16 protein-coding genes and 3 pseudogenes are annotated in these 24,363 nt (G+C 53.4%); 11 read left to right on the top strand and 8 right to left on the bottom strand.

The genetic code is table 11. The features are described 5' to 3' along the window. Positions 1–241: 241 nt before the first annotated feature. On the top strand, positions 242–1,258 hold the full coding sequence (locus EYC95_RS19435; RefSeq protein WP_131061802.1) for a DUF6515 family protein: 1,017 nt from the start codon (positions 242–244) through the stop codon (positions 1,256–1,258). Here EYC95_RS19435 and EYC95_RS19440 read toward each other — a convergent pair. Together EYC95_RS19440 and EYC95_RS19445 are read right to left on the bottom strand one after the other, a co-directional pair. Continuing rightward, positions 1,252–2,148 (bottom strand): cation diffusion facilitator family transporter, encoded by an 897-nt coding sequence (locus tag EYC95_RS19440; protein ID WP_131061803.1) that lies wholly within the window; start codon positions 2,146–2,148, stop codon positions 1,252–1,254. The two genes, EYC95_RS19435 and EYC95_RS19440, sit on opposite strands and share 7 nt — an antisense overlap. A gap of 41 nt (positions 2,149–2,189) precedes the next feature. Then, complete coding sequence (locus EYC95_RS19445; protein WP_131061804.1) at positions 2,190–2,609, bottom strand: polyribonucleotide nucleotidyltransferase; 420 nt, start codon at positions 2,607–2,609, stop codon at positions 2,190–2,192. Between the two features lie 109 nt (positions 2,610–2,718). On the opposite strand from EYC95_RS19445, the pseudogene EYC95_RS19450 reads away from it, so the two are divergent. The 7 genes and pseudogenes from EYC95_RS19450 to EYC95_RS19480 all read left to right on the top strand — a co-directional run. Continuing rightward, positions 2,719–3,102: pseudogene (locus EYC95_RS19450) on the top strand (DEAD/DEAH box helicase); the annotation flags it as partial. Positions 3,103–3,228: 126 nt separating this feature from the next. Beyond that, positions 3,229–5,751, top strand: coding sequence for an ATP-dependent helicase HrpB (gene hrpB / locus EYC95_RS19455; protein WP_131061806.1), 2,523 nt, complete (start codon positions 3,229–3,231; stop codon positions 5,749–5,751). A gap of 344 nt (positions 5,752–6,095) precedes the next feature. Continuing rightward, positions 6,096–6,481 (top strand): annotated as a pseudogene (locus EYC95_RS19460) (IS630 family transposase); the annotation flags it as partial. A 509-nt stretch (positions 6,482–6,990) separates the two neighbouring features. Then, positions 6,991–7,527: a fimbrial protein gene (locus EYC95_RS19465; RefSeq protein ID WP_131061807.1), complete on the top strand. Its 537-nt coding sequence runs from the start codon at positions 6,991–6,993 to the stop codon at positions 7,525–7,527. A gap of 206 nt (positions 7,528–7,733) precedes the next feature. Beyond that, positions 7,734–8,477 (top strand): molecular chaperone, encoded by a 744-nt coding sequence (locus EYC95_RS19470; protein WP_131061808.1) that lies wholly within the window; start codon positions 7,734–7,736, stop codon positions 8,475–8,477. Positions 8,478–8,586: 109 nt separating this feature from the next. After that, positions 8,587–11,001 carry a fimbria/pilus outer membrane usher protein gene (locus tag EYC95_RS19475; protein WP_256656975.1) on the top strand — a complete coding sequence of 805 codons (2,415 nt, stop codon included), beginning with the start codon at positions 8,587–8,589 and terminating at the stop codon, positions 10,999–11,001. 98 nt (positions 11,002–11,099) lie between these two features. Next, on the top strand, positions 11,100–11,432 hold the full coding sequence (locus tag EYC95_RS19480) for a hypothetical protein (protein WP_131061809.1): 333 nt from the start codon (positions 11,100–11,102) through the stop codon (positions 11,430–11,432). Positions 11,433–11,801: 369 nt separating this feature from the next. Here EYC95_RS19480 and EYC95_RS19485 read toward each other — a convergent pair whose 3' ends face one another. From EYC95_RS19485 to EYC95_RS19500, 4 genes are all read right to left on the bottom strand, one after another. Beyond that, entirely contained in the window at positions 11,802–12,191 is a 390-nt protein-coding gene (locus EYC95_RS19485; RefSeq protein ID WP_131061810.1) for a type 1 fimbrial protein, read from the bottom strand. A 286-nt stretch (positions 12,192–12,477) separates the two neighbouring features. After that, a complete protein-coding gene (locus EYC95_RS19490) occupies positions 12,478–13,635 on the bottom strand; it encodes a fimbrial protein (protein ID WP_131061811.1) in 1,158 nt (385 codons plus the stop codon). A 323-nt stretch (positions 13,636–13,958) separates the two neighbouring features. Continuing rightward, positions 13,959–17,441 (bottom strand): transporter substrate-binding domain-containing protein, encoded by a 3,483-nt coding sequence (locus tag EYC95_RS19495; protein ID WP_165557479.1) that lies wholly within the window; start codon positions 17,439–17,441, stop codon positions 13,959–13,961. A 112-nt stretch (positions 17,442–17,553) separates the two neighbouring features. Then, a complete protein-coding gene (locus EYC95_RS19500) occupies positions 17,554–18,177 on the bottom strand; it encodes a response regulator transcription factor (protein WP_131061813.1) in 624 nt (207 codons plus the stop codon). Positions 18,178–18,490: 313 nt separating this feature from the next. Between EYC95_RS19500 and EYC95_RS19505 the strand changes: the two genes are divergently transcribed. Together EYC95_RS19505 and EYC95_RS19510 are read left to right on the top strand one after the other, a co-directional pair. Further along, a complete protein-coding gene (locus EYC95_RS19505; protein WP_131061814.1) occupies positions 18,491–19,324 on the top strand; it encodes an EAL domain-containing protein in 834 nt (277 codons plus the stop codon). 29 nt (positions 19,325–19,353) lie between these two features. After that, a complete protein-coding gene (locus EYC95_RS19510) occupies positions 19,354–19,983 on the top strand; it encodes a thiol:disulfide interchange protein DsbA/DsbL (protein ID WP_131061815.1) in 630 nt (209 codons plus the stop codon). 908 nt (positions 19,984–20,891) lie between these two features. On the opposite strand, the pseudogene EYC95_RS19515 reads toward EYC95_RS19510, so the two are convergent. Both EYC95_RS19515 and EYC95_RS19520 read right to left on the bottom strand, forming a co-directional pair. Further along, positions 20,892–21,623, bottom strand: a pseudogene (locus EYC95_RS19515) (IS5 family transposase); the annotation flags it as partial. 77 nt (positions 21,624–21,700) lie between these two features. After that, complete coding sequence (locus EYC95_RS19520) at positions 21,701–22,621, bottom strand: LysR substrate-binding domain-containing protein (RefSeq protein ID WP_131061816.1); 921 nt, start codon at positions 22,619–22,621, stop codon at positions 21,701–21,703. Between the two features lie 229 nt (positions 22,622–22,850). Here EYC95_RS19520 and EYC95_RS19525 point away from each other — a divergent pair, with 229 nt between their 5' ends. Beyond that, positions 22,851–24,344 (top strand): aldehyde dehydrogenase, encoded by a 1,494-nt coding sequence (locus EYC95_RS19525; protein ID WP_131061872.1) that lies wholly within the window; start codon positions 22,851–22,853, stop codon positions 24,342–24,344. Positions 24,345–24,363: the final 19 nt, after the last annotated feature.

Consider the following 24,363-nt stretch of genomic DNA (forward strand, 5'->3'; position numbering starts at 1 on the left):
AGGCGACACATCAACGGAACCAAGCTCGCTGACGTTGTTTGGCAGTAGGCAGGAACCGCCGTATACGGAACCGTACGTACGGTGGTGTGAGAGGACGGCGGATGTAAATCCGCCTCCTACTCGATCCTGGAATTTGTCGGCCGCCCTCAATAAATAAGTTGCGCGACTGATAACCTGTTGCAGAACCGCCCTGTACTTTTCCAGTCTTACGTACAGGCCCTAACCCGCAGTGAGGAAAAGCATGAAGTCGCGCATCTGGCATTTGGCCGGTGTTGGTTTGCTGTGCGTCAGTGTCACTGCGCAATCGCTGGCCGATGATCAGCAAAACCGTGGCCCCGATGACGGGCAGCGTGGATCGGACGGCCATCAGGGCAACAATCAGGGCCATGGCGGCAATAATCAGCCGCGCCCGCAGAACAACGACATCATTCGTGGCGACAACAGCCGCCAGTTCGAGCACAACGGCCAGAATCAGAACAACGGCCAATGGCAGAACCGCCAGCAGCCCGACTACAACAATCCTGTTCGCTCACCGCCGCCACCGCCGCAGCTACCGGCCAATGACCTGCCGATCCAGGGTCGCCCCGACACCGTGCGCCAGACCCAGCAGCCGCAACGTGGCTATTATCAGGACGTTCCGCGGCGCAACGATTACAACCAGCACTGGCAGAACAACGGTCCACGTCCCGATGATCGCCGTTGGGCCGGTCGTCCGGACGGGCACGGTAACGGCTGGGGCCCCGGCCCGCAGTATCGCCCGGGTCATGTGATCGACCTCTTCCCGGACCGCGACTACCGCGTGCCTTATGGCGGTCGGGATTATTTCTATTCCGGCGGCTACTGGTATCGCCCGCAAGGCCCGCGTTATGTAGTGGTTCAACCGCCTCGCGGGATTCGTGTCAGCTACTTGCCCGATTACGCGCGTGAGGTTTGGATCGGCGGGGCGCTGCTGTTCCTGGCGGCCGGCTCGTATTACGCCTATCAGCAAAACACGCAGGATTACGTGGTAGTCGAGCCGCCGGTGCAAGCGCAGCCGCAGCCGGTCAGCAACAGTTATGACGTGGAGGCCTATCCGGCGAACGGTCAGTCGCCGGAACAGATCAAGCAGGACGGTTACGAGTGCTATCAATACGCGGTGCAGCAGAGTGGCTTCAATCCGCGGACGGCCACCTACCAGCCAGCCCCGTCGGTGGTACAAGCCTACCGTCAGGCCCAGGGCAACTGCCTGAGCAGTCGCGGCTATCAGGTGAGTTACTGAGCCCTGCTGGCCTGCACCACTTCCTGCGGGTCGGCGTGCACCAGCACTTCGGCTCGCGGGTAGGCGGCATGAATAGCATCGGCGGCTTGATCGCTGATGCCGTGAGCGACTGACAGGGTCAAGTCCCCCGGCAATTCCAGGTGCAACTGCACGAACCACTGGCTGCCGGAAATCCGTGTACGCAAGTCGTGCGCCCCCAATACTCCCGGTACGCCGCAGGCCAGTTCGAGCATGTGCTGGCTGACGTCCGACGGCAGTTCTTCATCCATCAACACGGTAAAACTTTCCCGGGCGATCTGAATCGCGCTCCAGAGAATGTAGACGGCGATCGCCAATCCAAACCAAGGGTCGACCTGATGCCAGCCAAACCCAGCGAGCACCAGCGCCAGCAGAATGCTGCCGTTGAGCAACATGTCCGAGCGGTAATGCAGAGAGTCGGCGCGCACTGCATTGGAGCCGGTTGCCTTGACGACCCGATGTTGCAACATCAGCAGGGCCAGCGTCAGCACCAGGGAAAACACGATCACGCCGATACTGATCCATGGCGCCCCCACCGGTTCCGGGTGTTTGAGTCGATCGATCGCCTGCCAGCCAATCAGCACCGCACTGCCACCAATGAACAACGCCTGAGCCATGCCCGCCAGCGACTCGGCCTTGCCGTGCCCGTACCGATGATCATCGTCGGCCGGGCGCAAGGCGTAATGCACCGCGAGCAGGTTGAGCAGCGACGTGACGCCGTCGAGGGCTGAGTCGGTCAGCCCGGCGAGCATGCTCACCGAACCGCTCAACCACCAGGCGATGGCTTTGGCGACGATCAGCGTACACGCCACCGCCACCGAGGCACGGGTCGCCAGCCGCAACAGGCGGGCGTGTTCGGAGCTTGCGATCATAGGGACGGCGTTTCCTTTGAGTGATCCTTCACAGGCACGGACTATGCGGCAGGTTGCAGGCCAAGCATGGCCAGTTGCTGGGTGCTGCCCTTGTGCTGAATCAGACGCGGGTCGTCCAGCGGGAAGCTACGTCCCAGTTCGGTTTCGAGAATAGTCTGCAACTTGTGGTTATCGACCTTGCCGTCGGCGCCGATGGCTTCCTTGAGTTTTTCCGGGGCCACTTGGGTGGTCTTGCCGGGCTCGAAGTAAATCGCGCCAGTGGCGAAGTCCACGGCAAACGCGATCAGGCCGGGGATGATGTAGAACAGCAGACCCACGGCATCGAGCGCGGCGATGGCCGGGTCGATCTTGCCGTCGATCTGACCACGACGGTCAGGGTAGAAAATCGATCCGCAAGCGGTCACTTGCGTCAGCAGCGTCGCGACCAATACACCGCCAATCAAGCGAAAGGGAATACGCATATGAAATCTCCTGGGTAATTTCAAAACGAAAGGACGCCTGTATGAATTAGGACCGTCATTAACGCCGAGCAGTTCGCCGTTATACTCGCCGCTCTGTTTTGGAGCCAGCATGATTTCTTTGCCGATTGATGAAGTTTTACCCGCCCTGCGTGAAGCCTTGGCTACACGCCACGAAGCCGTGCTCGAAGCACCGCCCGGTGCCGGTAAAACCACCCGCGTGCCGTTGGCCCTGCTCAACGAGCCTTGGTTGGCCGGGCAGACCATTCTGATGCTCGAACCGCGCCGGCTGGCGGCACGGGCGGCGGCGGAGCGCTTGGCCAGTGAGCTGGGCGAGAAGGTCGGTGAAACCGTCGGCTATCGCATTCGTCTCGACAGCAAAGTCGGCCCCAACACCCGTATCGAAGTGGTCACCGAAGGCATCCTCACCCGGCGTTTGCAGGATGACCCGGCGCTGGAAGGCGTTGGTCTGCTGATCTTCGACGAATTCCACGATTTGCTGAATGCACCGAAATCATCATTATTTTGTCAAAAACTTTCAAGCAACGCGGTCTCAGCCTGAGGGCTTGATCTCCTCCTCCAGTCCCCCGTCGTATACTGCTCCCCTGATTTAGGAGCATCGATGATTTCTCTACCTATTGACGCCGTATTGCCAGCCTTACAAGCCGCTCTGGCTGGCCGCAACGAAGTCATCCTTGAAGCGCCTCCTGGTGCGGGTAAAACTACTAGGGTTCCTCTCGCACTGTTGAACGAGCCTTGGCTTGGTGACCAGAAGATCCTGATGCTCGAGCCTCGGCGGCTAGCTGCTCGGGCGGCGGCAGAGCGTTTGGCAGGCGAACTCGGTGAGAAGGTGGGAGAGACTGTAGGCTACCGCATTCGACTTGAAAGCAAGGTAGGCCCGCGCACTCAGATCGAGGTAGTCACCGAAGGTATTCTGGCTCGCCGCCTTCAGGATGATCCTGCTTTGGACGGTGTGGGTGTGGTCATCTTCGATGAGTACCACCTGCGAAATCTGGACTCAGATCTTGCACTGGCCCTGTGCGTGAGTGCTCGTGAGCTATTGCGTGATGAGCCGCCACTCAAGTTGCTGCTGATGTCTGCAACACTGGAAGGCGCTCGGCTTTCAAAGCTTCTGAATGACGCGCCAGTGATCACCAGCGAAGGGCGGATGTATCCGGTCTCAACGGTTTGGGGTAGCCCATATCAGTCGGGCGAGCGTATCGATGCGCGAGTCACAGACACCTGCTTGTCCGCCATCAACGAACAGTCAGGAAGCGTTCTGGTTTTCCTTCCTGGGCAGGCAGAGATTCGGCGGGTGGCAGAGACCCTCAAAGAGCAGTTGAGCAACCGTCCAGACGTGATCATATGCCCGCTGTATGGTGACCTTGATCTCAACGCACAGCGTGCTGCGATAGACCCGGCACCCAAAGGCTCCCGTAAGATCGTACTGGCCACGAACATCGCCGAGACCAGCTTGACCATCGAAGGCGTCAGAGTGGTGGTGGACAGTGGCCTCGAGCGAGTGCCGAAGTTCGATCCTCGCAGTGGAATGACTCGACTCGACACGCAGCGTATTTCGAAGGCCAGCGCTACTCAGCGTGCGGGGCGGGCAGGGCGATTGGAGCCAGGTGTCTGCTATCGCCTATGGTCTGAATCGCAGCACGAGCAAATGGCCGGCTACAGTACCCCTGAAATCCTGCAGGCGGATCTTGCAGCCCTGGCACTCCAGTTGGCCCGGTGGGGAATGAAGCCAGAGGAGATGATCTGGCTCGACCAACCTCCATCAGCTCCCTTCGCCCAAGCCAGAGACCTGCTGAAGCGCTTAGGCGCACTTGATGATGCTGGGCAGCTCACACCACATGGATCGGCCATGAGCGAGCTTCCAGCGCATCCACGGATCGCTCACCTGCTCATCAAAGGCAACGCGATGGGACTGGATGACCTGGCTTGCAACATCGCTGCGTTGCTGGGTGAGAAAGACATCCTGCGCGGAGCAGGTGCCGACCTTCACACTAGGCTGAGTGCATTGTCAGGCGAGCAACATTCACGCCGAGGCGGTGGCTCTTTCCAGCGAGTGAAGCAGTCTGCTCGGCAGTATCGATCCCTACTACGTGGAAGGGCTTCCAGCCCCGTTAGCGAGCCCGATCACCCAAGATGGGTAGGGTGCCTACTGGCATTCGCCTACCCTGACCGAATCGGTCTCCAGAGGCGTGCGAGTGCATCTGAGTACCGTCTCTCCAACGGGCGGGCCGCAGTTTTCTCAGAGCCCGATGCCCTGACCAAGCATGAGTGGCTGGTTGTGGCAGACCTGGGTAGCCGACAAGGTCAGCGTGAGGAGCGGATCTACCTGGCGAGTGACCTCGATCCGGCCCTGTTCGATGAAGAGCTGGCTGACCTCGTGAGGTCTGTCGATGAGGTCGAGTGGGACGAAAGGGAAGGTGTGATCAAGGCTGAACGGCAGCTGAAGGTGGGGCAGTTGGTGCTATCCACAGCGCCTCTGCCAAGTCTTGACGAGCAAGCCCGTTCGCTCGCCTTGGTCAACCTGGTGAGACGCAAGGGCATCGAACTCCTGCCTTGGAACCCTGAGTTGCGGCAGTGGCAAGCGCGGGTAGATCTGCTGCGTCAGCTTGATATCCAAAATGGCCAGGCAGAAAGCAAGTGGCCTGATCTCAGCGATACCAACCTGGTGGACACGCTGGAAGAGTGGCTCACGCCGTACCTGGGCAAAGTCACGAGGCTCAGCCACTTCAGCCAGCTGGATCTGTCTTCGATAGTCAGAAATCTCCTGCCTTGGCCGCTTCCAAAGGAGTTAGAGGTTCAAGCACCGCAGACGATTCAGGTGCCGTCAGGGTCGAACATTCGCATCGACTACAGCGAACAGCCACCTATTCTGGCCGTACGTCTGCAGGAGCTGTTTGGGCTGGCAGAAACGCCTCGCATAGCCCACGGCAAGCAACCTCTGGTTCTACATCTTTTATCGCCGGCCCGCAGGCCTGTGCAGGTGACCCAGGATCTAGCCAATTTTTGGCGGAGCACCTATGCGGAAGTGAAGAAGGATCTTAAGGGTAGATACCCGAAGCATTTTTGGCCTGAAGACCCATTGGTGGCTGAGGCTACCGCACGAACCAAGCCTAGAGGCACTTGAGCCTACTTGCCGCACGAGGTTTGGTTTCTGGATTTGAGCGGGTTTATTCGCTTGTCATGATGGAAGGGCTGGGCGACAGATTCTAGGAGTGGTGTTCGCGATGAAAAAGGCGCTGGAGAAATACGCTAAAAGGCTTCAGAAGGACGCGGAGGTAGCTGTCATCAGGTGAATGATGTGGATTGACATGGAAAACCGCATCCGCGAGATGTTCCGAGAGGTCGAAAGCTCACCTCAAGCTAGCTGGTATGGAGGTATGAGAATCCACAATGGGTTACATCCCGAAGCCAACAAGATCCCCGTGAACAAACGACTGAATCATCTCCAGGTTACGTGCATGACTAGGCGACTTTCTGGCCTTCCTGCGGCAGATCGACCGAGCTACGCCCGCAGAACTTGACCTGCATATCATCCTGGACAACAGCTCGACTCACAAAACGCCGGCCATCAAGCAATGGTTGGAGAAGCACCCGCGTTTCAAACTGCACTTCATGCCGACCAGTGCTTCGTGGCTGAACGCAGTGGAAGGCTGGTTCGCGCAGCTGGAAAGGCGGGCACTGTATCGTGGTGTCTTCACCAGCGTGGCCGAACTGAAAGCGGCTATTCGTCAATTTATCGAGGCCCACAATGACTTTCGGCTAAGCCTTTCAAGTGGAAAAAGACGGCTGAATCAATCATCAGTTCTGTAAACAAAGCAAAGCTGGGAGCGATAAAGAATAAGTTATTGAATTAACCGCTCAGGACAGTAGCCACCCAAACAGGTTTGACATGAATATATAACCCCGATCTGCGCTCAGGCCAGCCCCGCCCCGCTAATTTGGACTCTTTTGCCGTGGAATGTTCTGCGTTTTTTGGTCATGAAAAGCTCCGCGATAGATATATTTTCCACCTGTCGGGATGTCCGTTGAAATCAGACCACTACTGTCTTTTGGAGGAGGCGAATTTTTTGTGGTCCCCCGGCGCCAAATGACAGGGGAAGCATAGTCAAGACCGAAAAGTATACTTTGATAAAAAACATGCTAGCCCCAAGTCGATGTGTGTCAGCATAAGATCTAACAATTAACAGAGTGCCCACTAAGCAGGCAGTGATAAGCACCAAGAACTAACCCGATCAAAATCAAGAATTTTCTTGGCCTGTATCAAGAGCCTGCTTATCTTGTTTCTATGCCGCCCCCTTTAATATGTGGCTTGCCAGTGATACGGAAAAAATTAACCAATATCGCTTTAGGTAGGTGTGGATATATGAAACTCGTTAAGTCTGCTATTGCTGTTGGAATCTGCTGTTTTGCTGCTCAGGCCATGGCGGCAGATGGTGAGATTAACTTTACCGGAAGCGTGACTTCCAATACCTGTTCTGTTGTCGTTAGCGACGTGAACGGTGGAGCGGGTGGTAATGTTTCGCTGGGTAACGTGCCGAGCACTGCACTGAAAAAAGCCGGCGATGTGGCGGGTGGTGGCGCATTCCAGTTGACGCTGAGTTCGGCTGATGCAAACTGCGTTCTTGCAGGCAAATCCGCGACGGTACGTTTTATCAGTCTGAACGGTGCTTCCGGGAGCAAGGGTGAATGGATCGGTATTGCCGGTGGAGCCGGTGCCGCCAAGAACGTTGCCGTTCAAATCAAAGACGCTACCGGTGCTGACGTGCAACTTGGCCAAGCCTCCAGTGAATACGCTGATTTGACCAAGCCGCTGCGTTTTACCGCCAACTACATCGCTACCGGTGTAGCAGAGGCAGGTACGGCCAACGCCAAAGCAGCGTTCAGTATCGATTACAAATAAGTCGAGAATCTGGAGAGTATTCCTCTGGAGATCTGTCGCTACCTAACCTGCTAATGGCTGTTAGGTAGTGACGCGTTGTGCGTGAAGTGTTCAGCTGAACACCATCTCTCTGCGGAGCGCTAAATAAAGCAGGCTTCAACAGTCTGTTTTATTGGCCGGCATGTTGGTTTTTTACGTGAGAGGCTATCCCGCATGTTGGGGGAAATATGTTTTTAAAGTTTAAGATTTACACTTTTTATTGTATTTTTGGGCTCGGCGTTTTAGTGGCTAGCGCTTGTTATTCGCCGGTCGCCTTCTCCGGCGTGATGTTAAGTGGTACCCGTATCATTTTGAATGCGGATGAACGTAATGTTTCGACTGTCGTTAGTAATGTAACGGATAAAGACTACGCCGTACAAGTGTGGGTCAACGGTCAAGAAGACAACAATAATGCACTGTCGCCATTTATTGCAATGCCGGCGTTATTTCGGGTCAGGGCTGGGGAAGAGCAAGTAGTCCGGATTATCAAAACTCCGGGTACACTGCCTTTGGATCGTGAGTCGGTGTTCTATTTCAATGCACAGGAAATCCCGATCGCTAGTAAAAATGACGAAAACGCATTAAAAGTCGCGATTCGCACGCGGGTGAAGTTTTTTTACAGACCGGAAAAGTTAGCCACAAAGCCTGCCGACGCTCCTGGCCAACTGCAGTGGAAGTTAGTCAATACCGCCTCCGGAAGTAGCCTTCGCGTAACCAATCCTAGCCCATACCACATTACGTTTATCGGCATTAAAGCGATGGACGGTAATAACGCTATCGAGTTGAGCGACGTAGCGATGGTGGCGCCCAAGTCGAGCCAGGAGTACCCGTTGGAGCATAAGGTCGGGGCGCAAAAGGTCGATGTCGAATTTTCGGTCATCAATGACTACGGCGGATATAGCGCTCCGAGCAAATCAATAGCGTCATTTTGACCCTTTCAGTTTTGGTTCTCTGAGCGTTAGCTCATCGGCTGAGTGAGAGTTTAGATACCTAGAGGTTTCTGTGCGCATTTGTTTGAGATTAAGGAAAGTCGCAGTTGGTTTGCTACTGATTGCTATTTTTGCACGCGTAAATGCGCAAGAGCTTGAGTTCGACTCTGGCTTTGTCAGGGACTTTGACCATTCAAGTGGAACCTCGAATGTCGATATAGCGGCCATGCTTAAAGAACGCGACATCGGTCCTGGCAGGTATGTGGTGGGCATTACCATCAACCAGGAGTACTTCGGGCAGCGAGAAATAACCTTTACCCGACTACGTCAGGACTTGATGCCATGTCTCTCGCCAACCCTGCTCACTGAGATGGGAGTGAAGACTGCTGTTTTGCTTGATGCCACTCAGCAAAGCGTGACATGCGTTGATCTGCAGTCTCTGGTCAAAGAATCTTCGATCCGTTTCAACAGTCAAAAACTTTTGCTAGACATTAGCGTGCCGCAGATCGCCATGGAGCGCGATGCCCGTGGCTACGTCTCGCCCAAAGAATGGGACAGTGGCATCAATGCGAGCTTTTTGAACTATCAACTATCGGGGTCGCAAAGCAAAAACCAACAACAAACTGCGACGGGTTACAATCTGTACTTGAACGGCGGGATGAATCTTGGTGATTGGCGCTTGCGCTCCAGTTCGTCTTACCGAAAAAACGGGCAGTGGGAGCATGCCACCACTTATGTGCAACGCGACTTGCCTGGCACCGCCGGTACCTTGTCCCTGGGTGAAAGTGTAACCCCAGGTGACATGTTTCAGAGTATTCCGTTTCGCGGTGTTCAACTATCGACTGACGTCGACATGTTGCCTGATTCCCTGCAGGGCTATGCGCCGATTATTCATGGCATCGCTCAGACGCAGGCCAAGGTCGAGATCCGTCAGCACGGTTACTCGCTATACACCACGTACGTGGCACCGGGCCCTTTCGAAATCAGGGACTTGAACGCCGCAACCGGTAGTGGTGACCTCGAAGTGATCATCACCGAAGCCGACGGCACTGAACGGCGTTTCATACAACCTTATGCGACCCTGGGTAACCTGTTGCGTCAGGGGACCTGGCGCTACAGCGTCACGGCCGGGCAATACAATGAAAACAACGAGAACAGTGACCGCCCAACCTTTACCCAAGCGTCGTTCGCCTACGGTTTGCCGAGCGATTACACGCTTTCGGTCGGTGGGCTGTTCAGTGATGACTATCGAGCCTGGCAGATGGGTGTGGGTAAAGGCCTCGGCAGCCTGGGGGCGATCTCTCTGGATGCCACCCAAGCCACAACCGATACGGCGCGCGGCACCTTAAGCGGTCAAAGTTACGGTATCCGCTACGGTAAGGCGTTTGATAGCGGCACCAGCATTCGTTTTGCGGGCTATCGCTATTCGACGCAAGGCTACCGCGACTTTGGCGAAGCAGTTTTTCAGAGAAGCGCCAATTATGACGCTCTAGATGCCTATCAAGGCATCAGCCGTCGCAGCCGCCTGGAGGCCAACATTTCACAAAGTCTCGACAGTCGAGCTTCGATTTATTTGAACCTGACCCAGCAGGACTATTGGGGCTCGTCCCGCCAAGAGCGTCAGCTGCAGTTTGGCGTAAACACCCAGATATCCAAGGTGAACGTCGGCTTGTATGCCAGTAAAAGCTTGAGTGACAGCGACTACCAAGGGGCGCAGATAGGATTAACATTCACCTTTCCACTGGGCCAGCAAAGCGCGAGCGTGAGCCTTAACCGTAACACCGACGGCTCTAACGATCAGCGTCTGGGCATGAGTGGCATGGCGGGCCAGTACAACGATGTGAACTACAACGTTGACATGCTGCGCAGTGAGACTTCGGCCAATACCGGATCTGCCTCCGTTGGCTATCGAGCCCCATGGGCCCAGCTGAGTGCTGGTGCCAGCAATAGCAGTTATTACAAAAGTGCTAACATCGGGATGTCCGGATCGGTGCTGGCCCATGCCGGCGGTATTGAGTTGGGCCAGAGCATGGGTGAAACCATGGCGTTGGTAGAAGTTAAAGACACCCCGAACGTAGGGGTCAACAATGCCCCAGGCTCACTGACCAACAGCAAGGGTTATAGCCTCGTGCCTTACGTACAGCCGTATCGCAAGAACCGCATTAGCCTGGATACCAGCCAACTCGATACCAATACAGATATCGATAATGGCGTGACGACCGTTATTCCGCGCCGTGGTGCGGTCGTACTTGCCCGATTCGATGCCAGCCACTCCCAAAAGGTGCTGGCCACGGTGCGCTTGAAAAATGGGGTATTTGTACCCTTTGGTGCGGCAGTGCTGGATGAAAAAGGACGGAAGATCAACGTTATCGGGCTGGGCGGGCAAGTGCTTCTTGCGGTTGCCGATAGTCATAAGTTTCAGGTGGAGTGGGGAGCGAGTCAGGCGCAACACTGCAGTCTTGATATTTCCTTTGAGGAAACCGAAGATGATGGTGATTTTAAGGTAGTAAACGCTTACTGTAACTAAGGAGCTCTGGTGTGATGTCGATGTTAGAGGTCCGGCGGCTTTCTTGATGTAATCGAGTCATCAGTCTGAACGTCTTTTGTCCTACGGCATCGGAGCTTATGCTGTTACTACGAGGTGAGTCCTTTGGACAACATTTCAAGTTCGCCAATCAGGGGCAGGTGATAGTTAGTATTAGCGATGCCACACTCGACGGTCATAGTGTAGAGCTTGCGCGGGGCGGATCTATCGAGGCGAGCGCGGACTCTTATGGTTCATCAATAAAGGTGGCGCCGGGTGACTTCATTCTTCCGATCAGTGGTGGGCCGCCCGCCCGAGGTTCTGTCTGGTCTCTGCGTGTGGAGATTCATCCGCTGATTCCCGTTTCCGAAATGCGCATCCCAGATGCCAAAACACTGGAAGCTCATTTCACCTTCGAGGTTGGAAGTCATTGAGTTCGTCGGTGTTGCACGAAGGATTATTGAGTGGCGGCATCAGTTATGCACGAGGCCCTGCGCGATGAGATCAGACCGACGGATATCGGATGGCAGTGCGCGGCTGCCCAGTGACAGGCTGATGACGTTTTCCAAGGTAAAGCCGCACCTGGCTGATCATCGAGCACTTCAGGTAATGAGTAGACTGCCTACGAGTTCGTTCCTTTTAACTGCGTTCTACCGCAGTAGCCAAAGAGGCACGACACAGGGTCGTAGGGAGGAACCAGAGTGTCGAGTATTTCAGCAGAATTAACTTGGCTTGTTGAAATGATCTAATACTAAAAGCCCGACTATATGCCGGGCTCTTGTAACGATAGTCAACGCGAGGGTCTATGGATAAGTCAACGTCACTCGGTATTTCCCAAAGTTTGCTGGTCGCCCTGTACTATCTATTAGTGTAAACAATTGTTTGTTGTCATCGCTGTTGTTTTTACGGTTGGCGACCAATTGTATCTGCGCACCTGATCGGCTTATTGCTTCAACCTTTTGCTGAGGAGCGATCCATGGAGTGCCCGTTGACCGGGCCGCAACCGCGGCTGGGCAGTGCTCCAGGGAGAGCTGTGCTGTACGGGGTTCTTCGTTGTTCACAATGGATTGTGTACACGGTGTTTCGACAATATTTCCATGGAAATGAATCACCCCTTGAATTGTGGGGGGGGCGGCGATGCTTAAGGAGGAGAAGCCAATCAGCAGGTTTAACGCCACGATTTCTATACGCATGCCAACACTCCAAGCTTTGAGGGGACTATGAAGAAGCATAGCCCCAAGAAAAGTTTGTGTGTATGACGGCTGTCACATTCTTGGATGATGAGGCTGTAGTGCTAAATGAGCGAGCCCCATGAAAGACAGGACACCCCGATAGGTGGGAAATGCGTCTATCGAGGAATTTTCCATGACCGAAAAACGCAGAACATCCCACGGCAAAAGAGACCGAATGGCCAGGGCTAACCTGAACGCAGATCGGGATTATATCTTCACGTCACAGCTGTTTGGATGGCGGCGTCACTTATTTATAAGTAAGTGTAAAGTTAGCACTTGCATTCGCGATACCTGGTTCAGGCCCCGTTGCAGAGTCGCTGGTCTGAATGTACCGGGCTTTGAGGATTAGACTCATACTACCATCCTTGACCTTGGTAATGGGGGTTGGAATGCCTAACGGCATTGGTGTAATGCCGTCCTTGTGAAGAACCTGCACCGCAACACCTTTGGCCGTGGAGTCGGAAGTTAAACCTAAAATGCCGTTCGCAGGGTCAATCATGGTGGACCCTTTTGCACTTTCCAATAATAGGGTGGCATTGGAGTTTTGATAAAAGTTCCAAGACTGATTCGGGTAAGTACCGGCAGTGCAATCTGTAAGGGGGATTTGGAATTCATTGGTTTCGGTTTTACTGCCCTTACCTTTAAATTGCCGGCGCTCTATGTTGCCCATTGGGACTTTTATAATTCTTGCGCTTGCAGGAAGTGAGCATTCTGAACGCACTACTGAGCCCGTTACGAAAATAGAGGTGACGTTCTCCCCGTTACTCATGTACTTTACTATGGAATAAGGGCTTGTTAAGTTAGATGCACCCATAGGGATATCATTGCTGATTTTGACTAGTGTAAACTCTGTCCACCAACCGGGGGGTATGCCAAACGCTCCTTTGGCTTTTAGGTTGAAAGGAGGGTAAGGAAAGTTACTAGGAATGGTTTCAAAAACAGATGCAGCGCCCAAAAGACCTTGGGATCTGACGATTATTCCAACGCCTGGAATATTTGTTTTAACAATAGTTGCTTTTATGTTGTAATCTCCGTCGTCGACTGACGGCATGGTTATACCACTCACTACGGACCCGTTGATAAGCACTTCAAAAGTGTCATTCTTTTTACAATATAAGTCTTGGGAGTGATGAAAAGACCGGTGGTAAACTCCAATTACAGAACCAACAGGAGCGTTGCGCGGAACGTAGTTTGCCCCCACGTCGAATGTCGGCCATGCATTACTACTACTGGTGCATGTTGCAAAAGAGGGATTGCTAAATAATGTAAAAATATTTACCGTGAGGGCTAGTAGTAGTTTTTTTCTAGAATTTGACATTCTTAATTTAAATCCTGTGTAATTAATCGTGGCGGCTAAATAATAATATAAATATTTGGTAGTGCTTAGGTTTCTCAAGGTTGTCATCAACTTTCGTCTCCTGCTAGATATAGCGCTTTAGCAGATTGTCGATTCCCCATAATTATGAATAAAACATCTTTATCCCTAACGGAATACGGTGAGATCAAGGTGTCGAGATTAGACGCGCTGTAAGACGTAGAGAGCTATCTGATCCCACATTATAACGCGTTGCGCGCGCATTCTTGGCGGGATGGGTCTTGAATTGTGGTAAGAGCGATCTTGGTCTGGTAGCTCTTGGGTGAGGCGGAGGACGAATGAGAAAACGCTCTTCCATTATGAGCATTCAAATACTCGGTGATGTTAATTTGCTTATGCCCTGCGAAGTTTTCTTAGGCAACGCTAAGGGCCAATTTTATCTCTTCCAGCGCAGCGCCAACTTCCAATATCATTTGCTCAATGCGGATCCTGTCGGCGTCTCTTTCTAGTTCTTGCTCAATGGACTCACTGAGTTTTAGCAGTCGGTCTGAATGAATGATTCGGGCAGAGCTTTTTAGTCTATGGACGGTGCTTTTGATGCTGGTTAAATCTGCACTCACAATAGCGGCTTCAAGTGCTTGGTAATCGGCTTCATTGCTGGTCACCAGATCACGCATGAGCTCCTGGCGTTTTTGCTCAGGCAAGGCAGAAAGAAAACCTGTCGTCGCTTGGTCAAACCCTTGCTCTTGCGCGGGTTCGAGCCGCGTCGGCACATAGTGAGCGAGTGTTGAAATGCTGACGGGTTTCAGCAGGCAGTTGTTCATGCCCGCATCGAGGCAATCACCCACTATGACTTCCAGCATGCTAGCGGTCACGCCGATAATTGTGCAGGGTCTGGCTTGTAATCGCTGTTCCAGCTTGCGTATTTCTTTGGTCAGCGCTATCCCGTCCAATTCAGGCATGTTGTAGTCGGTGATGACGATGTCGATCTCGGCGTCCTCCCATTGGAACAATGCATCCAGACCGTTTTGAGCCAGGATCGGCGTGTGCCCCAACAACTCAATCTGCGCTTTGAGCAATTTGAGGCTGGGGGCATGATCCTCGGCAATAAGGACATTGAGCCGGGTTGAGGTAGTGGGGGATGCAATCATCGCGGTGTTTGAATCGGATGTGTCAGACGTCGCAGAGATGACTGCCGACATACGCAAGGTGACCGATGTACCCTGGCCTTCAGCGCTGGTGATCTTCAGATCACCGCCCATGATTTTGCTCAGGGAGTGACAGATTGAAAGCCCCAGCCCGGCGCCGCTGTTATGGGTGATTTTGGTTCGGGTGAAGGGTGTGAAGAGTGTCGCCTTTTCTGCTTCAGGAATGCCCTGGCCGCTGTCTTGTACGGTGATGCTGAACCCTATGGCAGCGGCTTCGTCGACTTGACCAGTAACAGTGACGCTGACACCACCGGTTTGCGTGAACTTGATGGCGTTGCTTAATAAATTTGAGAGCACTTGCTTGATCTTGAATTTATCGATGGAAACATAAGCGTCGGAATACGAATCGAACGTCGTCTTGATCCAAAGGTCTTTGTGCTTTGCCGCGCCCTCGAAAATCATAACAACGGGCTCGATCACCTGCCGCAGCGTGGTGGTCTCCAACTGCAATCTGGTTTGCCCTGACTCAATGCTGGAAACATCCAGAATGCCGCCCAACAGTTCAAGAAGACTCAGCGCCGACTCATGGGCGGCCTGAATGGCTTCGCGGTTTCGTGTGGTGCTTTTGTCCCTGACCAACGTCAGTTCGAGCATACCGATGATGGCGTTCATCGGCGTTCTGATTTCATGGCTCATGGTCGCCAGGAAAATAGACTTGCTGTTATTGGCGTTGTCCGCGGTTTCCTTGGCTTGGCGAAGTTCTTCGAGAATCTGCAAGCGGTCGCCGATGTCCAGCCATCCACAGACCACGCCGATAATCCGTGCATCGTCGTCTCTCAGCGGCTGGATCCAATGGTAAATTTCCAGATTCTTGGCATCGAGGGATAATGTCTGATCACTTGAAATGGCCACGCCGTTGCGTATGACCTCGGCATAGGATTTTTCCCATTGTGCATAGATCGGTTGGCTGATCAGTTTGTCGAGGGAAAGGTTGCTGGTCTTTGAGTCGGCTGACGGGTTAAAGGTGCGGGCGTAAGAGTTATTAAACAATATCAGGACACCGTCACGATCTCTCACATAAATGGGGTGAGGAATACTGTTGACCATGTTCTGCATCAGGCTCAGTTGCGTCTGCAGGTTCTTTCTCACGATGGTTTTCTTGAAGATACGTTTTTTGAGGAAGGCGATCCAGATGCAAGTGGCCAATAGCAGAACGAACAGGGCGCTGAGTACTTGATAGATCAGTAGACTGAGGCCTTCCCAGTACAAATTGTCAGTGGCGGCGTTGGCACGCCAGCGCCCTGTTATGACTGCAATCTCGCTCGGCGAGATTTTTAGCAGGGCTTTTTGAATGATAGAGATGAGCTCGCGGTTGTTCGGGTTCGCTGCTATTGCAATGTTAGCTGAGGTACCCATGAACATACTTGAGATTTTCAGTGTGCTCTCATACTTATAAGCCAAGTAATAACGGGCTTGATTGGTCGAGGCGATAGTGAAGTCGGCTTCACCGTCTCTGACCAAATTCAGTGCATCGGCAATGTTGTCAGTACTGAGGATCGTGAGCGAGGGGTAGTGATTTTTTATATAGGTCTCAAGGGCATCCGACTTGGGCAGGGCGATGGTTTTAACGTCGGAGGCCGAGAGAGAGAAATTATCCGGTTCAGCCTTGCGAGTGATGAGGGTATAGGGTGTGCTGGAAATGGGGTTGGTGAAGAGGTATTGGCGCTTACGATCATTGGTCTCGGCTATCAAACTCAGGTCGACGGCATGGGCGTTAAGTTGTTGGATCGCGGAATGCACAGAGTGCGTTCTTACTACACTAAACTTCAGGCCAGACTCAAGTCTGATCAATTCTAGAATATCGGACGTCGAGCCGCTGAACTGGCCGAGGCTGTCGAAAAAAGCATAAGGGGCTAGGTCTTCGCTGATGGCTATTTTGAAGGTTCTGTTGCTATTGAGTAGACTTTTCTCCTGACCGGTCAGCTGTTGCAGGAAGTCACCTGCATTGCATTTTAGGGTCGAGACCCACCAACTGATCGATTCTATTTTTTTGCATTTACTGCGGGTGCTCAGGTGTTCGTTTAGTATGTTTTTCAGCACCGAGTCGGAAGATCTGAGTGCAAATCCGATTTTTTCGTCAGCACTTGCCACCGTGGTGTTGGTGGTGAGCTGGTTGTTGAAGCTTTGGTTGACCAGATAGCTAGTGCTGACAGTATCGCCCAGATAGGCCTGCGAGTTGCCATGTAGAACGGAGGAAATGGCATTGAGCGGTGAGTTATAGATCTCGATAGTGGTACTGCGGAAACCATGAAGGATGTCATCACTTATCAGACCGTTTTCGGTCGTGGATATCTTGGAGCGCGGATCACTGAGATCGATATTGAGCAACGAGCCGGTCTTTGAGTAGAGCGCAACTCGGGTAAAGGTATATTCGTCAGTAAGGTCGGCGCCATACTTACGGGCTTCGGCTTCTGTACTGGTATCAATCAGATCAATCTCGCCTTGAGCCAAGGCTTGAAAGGCTTGTGCCCTGCTCGAATATCGTTGGAGTTCAATGTTAACCTTCAAAGCACTTTGCAAACCCTTGAGGTATTCGGCCGTTATACCCTGAAGTTCACTATTGGAGTCTGTGATGGTGAAGGGAGGATAGTCAGGAGAGGTGACACCCACTTTCAGTGTGCCTTTTACCTTCAGCCAGCGTGTTGTCTGTTCATCCATCGGGGAGGAAAGATCAATGGAGCGGTTCACGTCAGACACCCTAAGGGAGACGCCGCTAAAAGATTCTGCATGGCAGACACCCATCATCATTAATAGGATGGATAACAATAGATGTTCTGCTCGTAGGATCATGAAGAAACACTCAAATCAAATTTAGCTCTTTTGCAACACTGGCCAACTCGATGGTCGTGCGAGCGCCGAGTTTCCTGAGTATGTTGACTTTATGTCCGCTGACAGTCTTGTTGCTCAGGTTCAGTTTGGTTGCAATTTCCAGGTTGGTAAAACCTTTCGCCAGTAACTGGAGAATGATGACTTCTTTGTTAGTTAGACCCCGCAACCCATTGTCTGGGTGTTTCTCCGAGTTTCTGTATAGGGACAGCACCTCTTTCGGAAAATACAAATAACCGTCGGACAGGGCGTTCAGACCTTTCACCAACTCGCTCAAGTCGGCACTTTTGTTTATATAGCCCTGCGCGCCTGCTTGCATACATCTCACCGCGTAAGTGCTGGCAAGGTGAGAGGTGAACACCAGCGTTTTTATCTCGATATCTTCCGTCGCCAATCGCTGCAGCACGGACAGACCGTCCAGACTGTCAATTCCTATATCCAGCAGCATGTACTCGGGACTGAGAGAGCGGATTTTTGTCAAAGCATCGAAGCCATCCGAAGATTCTGCCACCGCTTCGTAACCGTTCTCCTCGAGGACGGCTTTGATAGCGGCACAGATAATCGGGTGGTCATCCACTATGAGCACGCGTTTTTTCATGGATTCCTCTGGAGTGTAGGTGTCAGGAGAGCATTCAGACGACACCGTCAGTGGCCAGTATAGTCAAATGCATTGTGTTGAGAACCTGCCTTTTTTCAAAATGAAATCCTACGCGAGTATGGTGTCACGAGCGTGTAGAAGCTCTTTGGGGTAGGGGGAATTCTAAAAGCTCTGCATACAGATATGGAATACTAAATCAGATTTTAACACCAACGATCAACTCAAGAATTATCCCCGGAAAACCAAGAAATATCTTGGTTGAATATTTGCTAAGGTAACACCCTCTTTTGTGTTCAAGGCGAGGCTCGTATATATGCGCTCTTCAGTCAGTCAAACAATCATGCCTTCAATGAATACCCGATGGTTGAATGAGCTGGAGGTAGTACGAGCGCTTGATAATAAGCAAATAGTCCCCTATTTCCAGCCCAAGATGTGTCTGGAAACCGATAGAACCTTGGGAGTGGAGGTGCTGGCACGCTGGGCTCACCCAGAAAAGGGGATTTTGTTTCCGGGTTTATTTTTGTCTTTGATTGAGGAAGGCGAACTTTATCCAAGGCTATTTTCATGCCTGCTTGAACAAGGTCTAAAACTGCATAAATGTCTAGTCTCCGCCGGGCAGTCCATTGTTTTTTCGTACAACATAGAAGTGACTCAGTTGCTGGATAAGTGCTTTGCTGAACAGTTTATCGGTAAAGTAAAAAAGGCCGGTATTCCTTTGCATTTGATCACCTTGGAAATGACCGAAAACAGTGATCTTGCGCTCGACACGGTATCAATAGAGAACATTGAGTCCTTGACAAGAAACAAAATAAACTTGTCGCTGGATGATTTTGGCACGGGGTTTTCGTCGATCATGCGGTTGTCGGAAATTCCCTTTAACCAGATAAAGTTGGATTCCCGATTTGTCGCCCATTCATTGGGTTTTAAACAAAGCAGGATTATTAAGTGTGTCACCGACCTGGCCAGGTCGCTTGATCTGGAAGTGGTAGCTGAGGGGGTCGAGACCGAGAAACAAAGAGCTCATCTTCAAAAACTGGGTGTCGACTCTGCCCAGGGTTATCTATTTCACAAGCCAATGGATGGTGCTTCTCTGCTGAAAGTTCTCCTTGAGGGTAAACCGCAGCAACCGTTTCTACGGCAAGGTTAATCGTTAGTTTAATTCTCTCAGGAGCCACTATGCGTCATTTGATTTTGAGCGCCATTTTTGTCACCGGTAGTTCGTTCAGTATGGCCTCTCAGGCAATCAGCCAGTACGTTGAGTTGCCTCAAAGCGGTGGGCTTGTGCAGCAGGGCAAGATCGAAGTAGTGGAGTTGTTCTCGTATGGTTGCCGGCATTGTTACGATCTGGAGTCAACCCTCAATCCTTGGATCGAAAAGCTACCGACGGACGTTAACTTTGTGCGGGTGCCGGCCATGTTCGGCGGCGTCTGGGATGTGCAGGGTCAGGCGTTTTTGACTCTGCAGGCCATGGGGGCTCGCCAGAGTGTACATGCAGCGGTTTTTGAGGCCATTCGCAATCGCATAAAACTGACGACGCCTGATGAAATAGCTGAGTTTCTGGCAGGTGAAGGGATACACAAGGACATATTTCTGAGCACTTACCGCTCGTTTGCCGTTCAGGCCAAAGTGATGGATGCCAAGAAAAGAATCGCGGCTTATCAGGTTTCCGGGGTGCCAGCTTTGGTGATTGACGGCAAATATCGCTTCGACCTGAGCGCGGGTGGTCCACAAGGGATGTTGAAGCTAGCAGAGCATTTAATCGCTCAAGAGCGTGCTGCGAGGCTTGCGAAACTCCCATCTACATAAGGCGCTCGATGTTCTTGAGAGCTGCACTCAATTATTGGAATGCATCGAAAGTCTGACTTCAAGTGGTTGGCGCATATCAGGCTTCTTGGGTACCGATTCAGTAGCGATGCTCACCTAGTTGTAAACTTAATATTTACCCTCTCAGCGTGTTAAAGGTTAGGTCCAATGACAACCACCCGAGATAGTTTTATCCTCCCTCTAGCTGGCAGTCCACGGAATAAAATCACAGTCGATGTGCAAGTAAACAGTCAATGTACGTGCAATAGAGTTACAGCGAAAATACAGAGCAAGGCGACTATGGATGAGGCTCAGAATCAACAACATAAAATTGATCGTTTCTTGATTAGGCAGATTGACTTTCTGAACGGCAAATCGCTGAATTAGAGAGGGCCGTCATCTTATATTTTTCCTATCCTCCAAATGCTGTCGACATTGCGGCTAGCTTCAGCGAGGTGCAAGCTTTCCAATACCATCAGGGTTATGTCATGCAAGCTTAAGAAGTTGTCTCGAATGTTGCCAATCCCTCCAACATCAACCACGCAGCCATCATGGGCGAGCTTCTGCATGATGCGGATCTCGAAACGCTCTTGACACCGGGGAGCGAGTGACGAAATATTGGTGTCGAAGTGTATTGTAAAAGCCCCAACGTCTTGTTGCTCCGACCAGTTGAGCGCGCCTTAGTCTTTTTGATGCATCGTTATCCGGCTTTAGGGAAGGTACTGAAGTACCCACCGATTTTTGATGCCCTCACTACTTGAGGCTCAAAAAATCATAAGTCGGCGAAAATCAGGCCTTTCTTGTCCTTAATCCACGGTTCTTTCCTCTAATTGCACTGTTTCAGGGCAATTGGCCCGCATTACAGAGGCACCTCGCCCATACCCATCAATCGTTTTCGCACCAGCTACAAATTCGAAGCTGCTGGGCCGGGCGGCTATCGACCGGATCATCTTGCGGTCCTGATGCTCTGGGCGTTTGTCCACTCCGGTGTAACCCGCATCCCCGCACACGTAAGTTTCCTCGCCGTGCAGTAACTGATCGACCTGTGTCACGTCCGCTACATTCGCCGCGGTGCCCACCAGGCTATGCACCAAGCCGGATTCGGCATCGACGCCGATGTGCGCTTTCATCCCGAAGAAATATTGGTTTCCTTTCTTCGTCTGATGCATTTCAGGGGCGCGTTTACCGTCCTTGTTCTTGGTCGAACTCGGCGCATGAATGATCGTCGCATCGACCACCGTGCCGTGACGCAGCAGCAAACCACGATCACCCACATAACCGTTGATGACCTGCAAAATCCCGCCCGCCAACTCATGTTTCTCCAGTAGGCGCCGGAAGTTGAGGATCGTGGTTTCATCGGGAATCCGATCCAGATGCAGCCCCGAGAACTGGCGCAGGATCGTGGTCTCGTAAAGTGCTTCTTCCATCGCCGGATCGCTGTAACCGAACCAGTTCTGCATCAGATGAACCCGCAACATCGCCATCAGCGGATACGCCGGACGACCACCTTCGCCCTTCGGATAATACGGCTCGATCAAGGCAATCAAACCCTTCCAGGGCACGATCTGATCCATCTCGATCAGGAAGCGCTCGCGGCGGGTCTGCTTACGCTTTCCGGCATACTCGGCATCGGCGAAGGACATCTGTTTTCGGGGCTCAAACGTTCTGTTCATGTGAGGTGCGTATTTCACCGAATCTGGAAGTCTTTTTCAGAGTTTCCCTAAGGCCTGGCCCCGGCCTTGGCGGTGAGTTGCTCCCGACAATAATCAGCAAACAACTGCGCCGGTTTGGTCAACTGCCCGCGCTTGAGCCACGCCGCCACCAGCCCTGAGCCGGTGACGTCTTCGACGATGTCCACGCACACCACTTTCTGGCCGTCATAGGTGCATTCCGAATGCGGCCGGGTGACCAGGATCGAGAATCCGAACCCTTGCCCGACCATCCCCCGCACCATCTCGATCGACGGTGAGCTGAAGGCAATGTTCGGCGTCAGACCCAACTCTTCGAACAAGCTGACGAAGTAGGTCCGGCTCGGTTGCACGTCCAGCAGAATCATCGGCTCCAGGCACAGATCGCGCAGCGACACTTGCTTGAGCTGAGCAAAGCGATGATCCGCCGGCAACAACGCATAAGGGCGCTGCGCCGGCATCAGCGGTTCGGTCTGGATGGTGGCGTCGAGGTCGTGTTCGTACAGGATCGCCAGGTCGAAGGTGCCCGACGTCAGGCCTTGCACCAGCTCTTGCTGCTCGCCGTCGCGGATGCGGATTTTCACCCCCGGGTACAATGCCGAGAACCCGGCAATCAACTGCGGCAGGTACAGCGGCGCGACCGTTTCGAAGCAGCCGATATCGATTTGCCCGGCCACCACGTCGTTGTCGGCCAGGGCGTTCTGTTCGAACTCCTTGGCCATGCGCAGCAGTTCCTGGGCCTTGCGATAGAAGCGCGCGCCGCTCGGTGTCAGGGACACGCCCTGGGCGTGATGACGGATAAGCAGTTGCACGCCGAAGCTGTCTTCCAGGCCTTTGATCGCCGTAGAGATCGCTGGTTGGGCGATGTACAGCTTGCGCGAAGCCTCGGCGACGCTGCCGCATTCGACGGTGGTGATGAAGTACTTCAATTGACGCAGGTTGTAGGCAGCCACGGCAAACCTCGGGTTGGATGATGTCGACATCCAGGCAAATTGCGAGCCGCCCGCCCGCATCCGTTCGTTCGACGGTGTTGTTGTGTTTGAACAATAACCACATCCCGCGCCACCGGGGAGATTGGCTGCCCAGTTTTTTCATGGTCTGCGAAGATATTTTTACTATTTTTCCTGGACACGGGCCTGGGCCACCATCCAAACACAAGAAAAGTCCATGGAGCATCTGAACGTGTTCGAGCTTGCATATTGGCAAAACAAAGCCGCCGCACTGCGGTTTCCCGATCAGGCTGTGATCGACGGCAACCCCCGTTCGGCGCAGTCGGGGCAGACTTTCACGGCGATCAACCCCGCCACCGGCCAGCGCCTGGCTAACGTGACCGCTTGCGGTGATGAAGACGTGGACGCGGCGGTACACAATGCGCGGCAGGTGTTCGAGGCCGGAACCTGGTCAGCGCGTTCGCCGAGTGAGCGTAAGCAAGTGTTGCTGCGTCTGGCGGATCTGATCATGACCCACCGCGAAGAACTGGCGCTGCTCGATTCGCTGAACATGGGCAAACCGGTCATGGATGCCTACACCGTCGACGTGCCGGGCGCCGCCGGGGTGTTTCGCTGGTACGCCGAAAGCCTCGACAAACTCTACGACCAGATCGCCCCCAGCGCGCAAAACGTGCTGGCGACCATTACCCGCGAAGCACTGGGCGTGGTCGCCGCCGTGGTGCCGTGGAATTTCCCGCTGGACATGGCTGCATGGAAACTCGCGCCAGCGTTGGCGGCGGGCAATTCGGTGATTCTCAAACCCGCCGAGCAATCACCGTTCTCCGCGTTGCGTCTGGGCGAACTGGCGCTGGAGGCCGGGTTGCCGCCAGGCGTGCTGAATGTGCTGCCGGGCCTCGGCGAGCAGACCGGCAAAGCCCTCGGTTTGCACCCGGACGTCGATTGCCTGGTGTTCACCGGCTCTACCGAAGTCGGCAAATATTTCATGCAGTATTCGGCGCAATCGAACCTGAAACAGGTGTGGCTGGAGTGCGGCGGCAAGAGCGCCAATCTGGTGTTCGCCGACTGCCAGGACCTCGATCTGGCCGCCGAGAAAGCGGCGTTCGGGATCTTCTTCAATCAGGGCGAAGTGTGCTCGGCGAACTCACGGTTGCTGGTGCAGCGTTCGATTCATGACGAATTCGTCGAGCGCCTCAAAGAGCAGGCCGAGCGCTGGCAACCGGGGGATCCGCTGGACCCGTCGAGCAGCGCCGGGGCGATTGTCGACAGCCGTCAGACCGCGCGGATCATGAAGTTCATCCAGCAGGCCGAGCGCCTGGGCGCGAATAAGGTGTGTGGTGGTCGGCAGTCGATCTTCAACGGTTCCGACAACTTCATTCAGCCGACGATTTTCACCGGCGTGAGCCCGGACATGCCGCTGTTTCGCGATGAAGTCTTCGGCCCGGTGCTGGCGGTCACGGCGTTCGATGACGAGGCCCACGCCTTGCAACTGGCCAACGACAGCGTCTACGGATTGGCGGCCTCGCTGTGGACTGACGACCTCAATCGCGCCCACCGCGTGGCGCGGCAATTGCGAGCAGGCACGGTGTCGGTCAACAGCGTCGATGCACTGGACGTGACCGTGCCTTTCGGCGGCGGCAAACAGTCCGGTTTCGGCCGCGACTTGTCGCTGCACTCATTCGATAAATACACCCAGTTGAAAACCACCTGGTTTCAGCTGCGCTCATAACAGCCGCTAATAACAAAAC

The sequence above is a fragment of the Pseudomonas sp. BGI-2 genome, assembly GCF_004310295.1.
Taxonomy (GTDB): domain Bacteria; phylum Pseudomonadota; class Gammaproteobacteria; order Pseudomonadales; family Pseudomonadaceae; genus Aquipseudomonas.

Coding starts and splice junctions, on each gene's coding strand:
- EYC95_RS19445 (WP_131061804.1), bottom strand. CDS start 2,609: ATGCGTATTCCCTTTCGCTTGATTGGCGGTGTATTGGTCGCGACGCTG.
- EYC95_RS19505 (WP_131061814.1), top strand. CDS start 18,491: ATGCGCTCTTCAGTCAGTCAAACAATCATGCCTTCAATGAATACCCGA.
- EYC95_RS19490 (WP_131061811.1), bottom strand. CDS start 13,635: ATGACAACCTTGAGAAACCTAAGCACTACCAAATATTTATATTATTAT.
- hrpB (WP_131061806.1), top strand. CDS start 3,229: ATGATTTCTCTACCTATTGACGCCGTATTGCCAGCCTTACAAGCCGCT.
- EYC95_RS19485 (WP_131061810.1), bottom strand. CDS start 12,191: ATGCGTATAGAAATCGTGGCGTTAAACCTGCTGATTGGCTTCTCCTCC.
- EYC95_RS19440 (WP_131061803.1), bottom strand. CDS start 2,148: ATGATCGCAAGCTCCGAACACGCCCGCCTGTTGCGGCTGGCGACCCGT.
- EYC95_RS19470 (WP_131061808.1), top strand. CDS start 7,734: ATGTTTTTAAAGTTTAAGATTTACACTTTTTATTGTATTTTTGGGCTC.
- EYC95_RS19500 (WP_131061813.1), bottom strand. CDS start 18,177: ATGAAAAAACGCGTGCTCATAGTGGATGACCACCCGATTATCTGTGCC.
- EYC95_RS19465 (WP_131061807.1), top strand. CDS start 6,991: ATGAAACTCGTTAAGTCTGCTATTGCTGTTGGAATCTGCTGTTTTGCT.
- EYC95_RS19510 (WP_131061815.1), top strand. CDS start 19,354: ATGCGTCATTTGATTTTGAGCGCCATTTTTGTCACCGGTAGTTCGTTC.
- EYC95_RS19435 (WP_131061802.1), top strand. CDS start 242: ATGAAGTCGCGCATCTGGCATTTGGCCGGTGTTGGTTTGCTGTGCGTC.
- EYC95_RS19480 (WP_131061809.1), top strand. CDS start 11,100: ATGCTGTTACTACGAGGTGAGTCCTTTGGACAACATTTCAAGTTCGCC.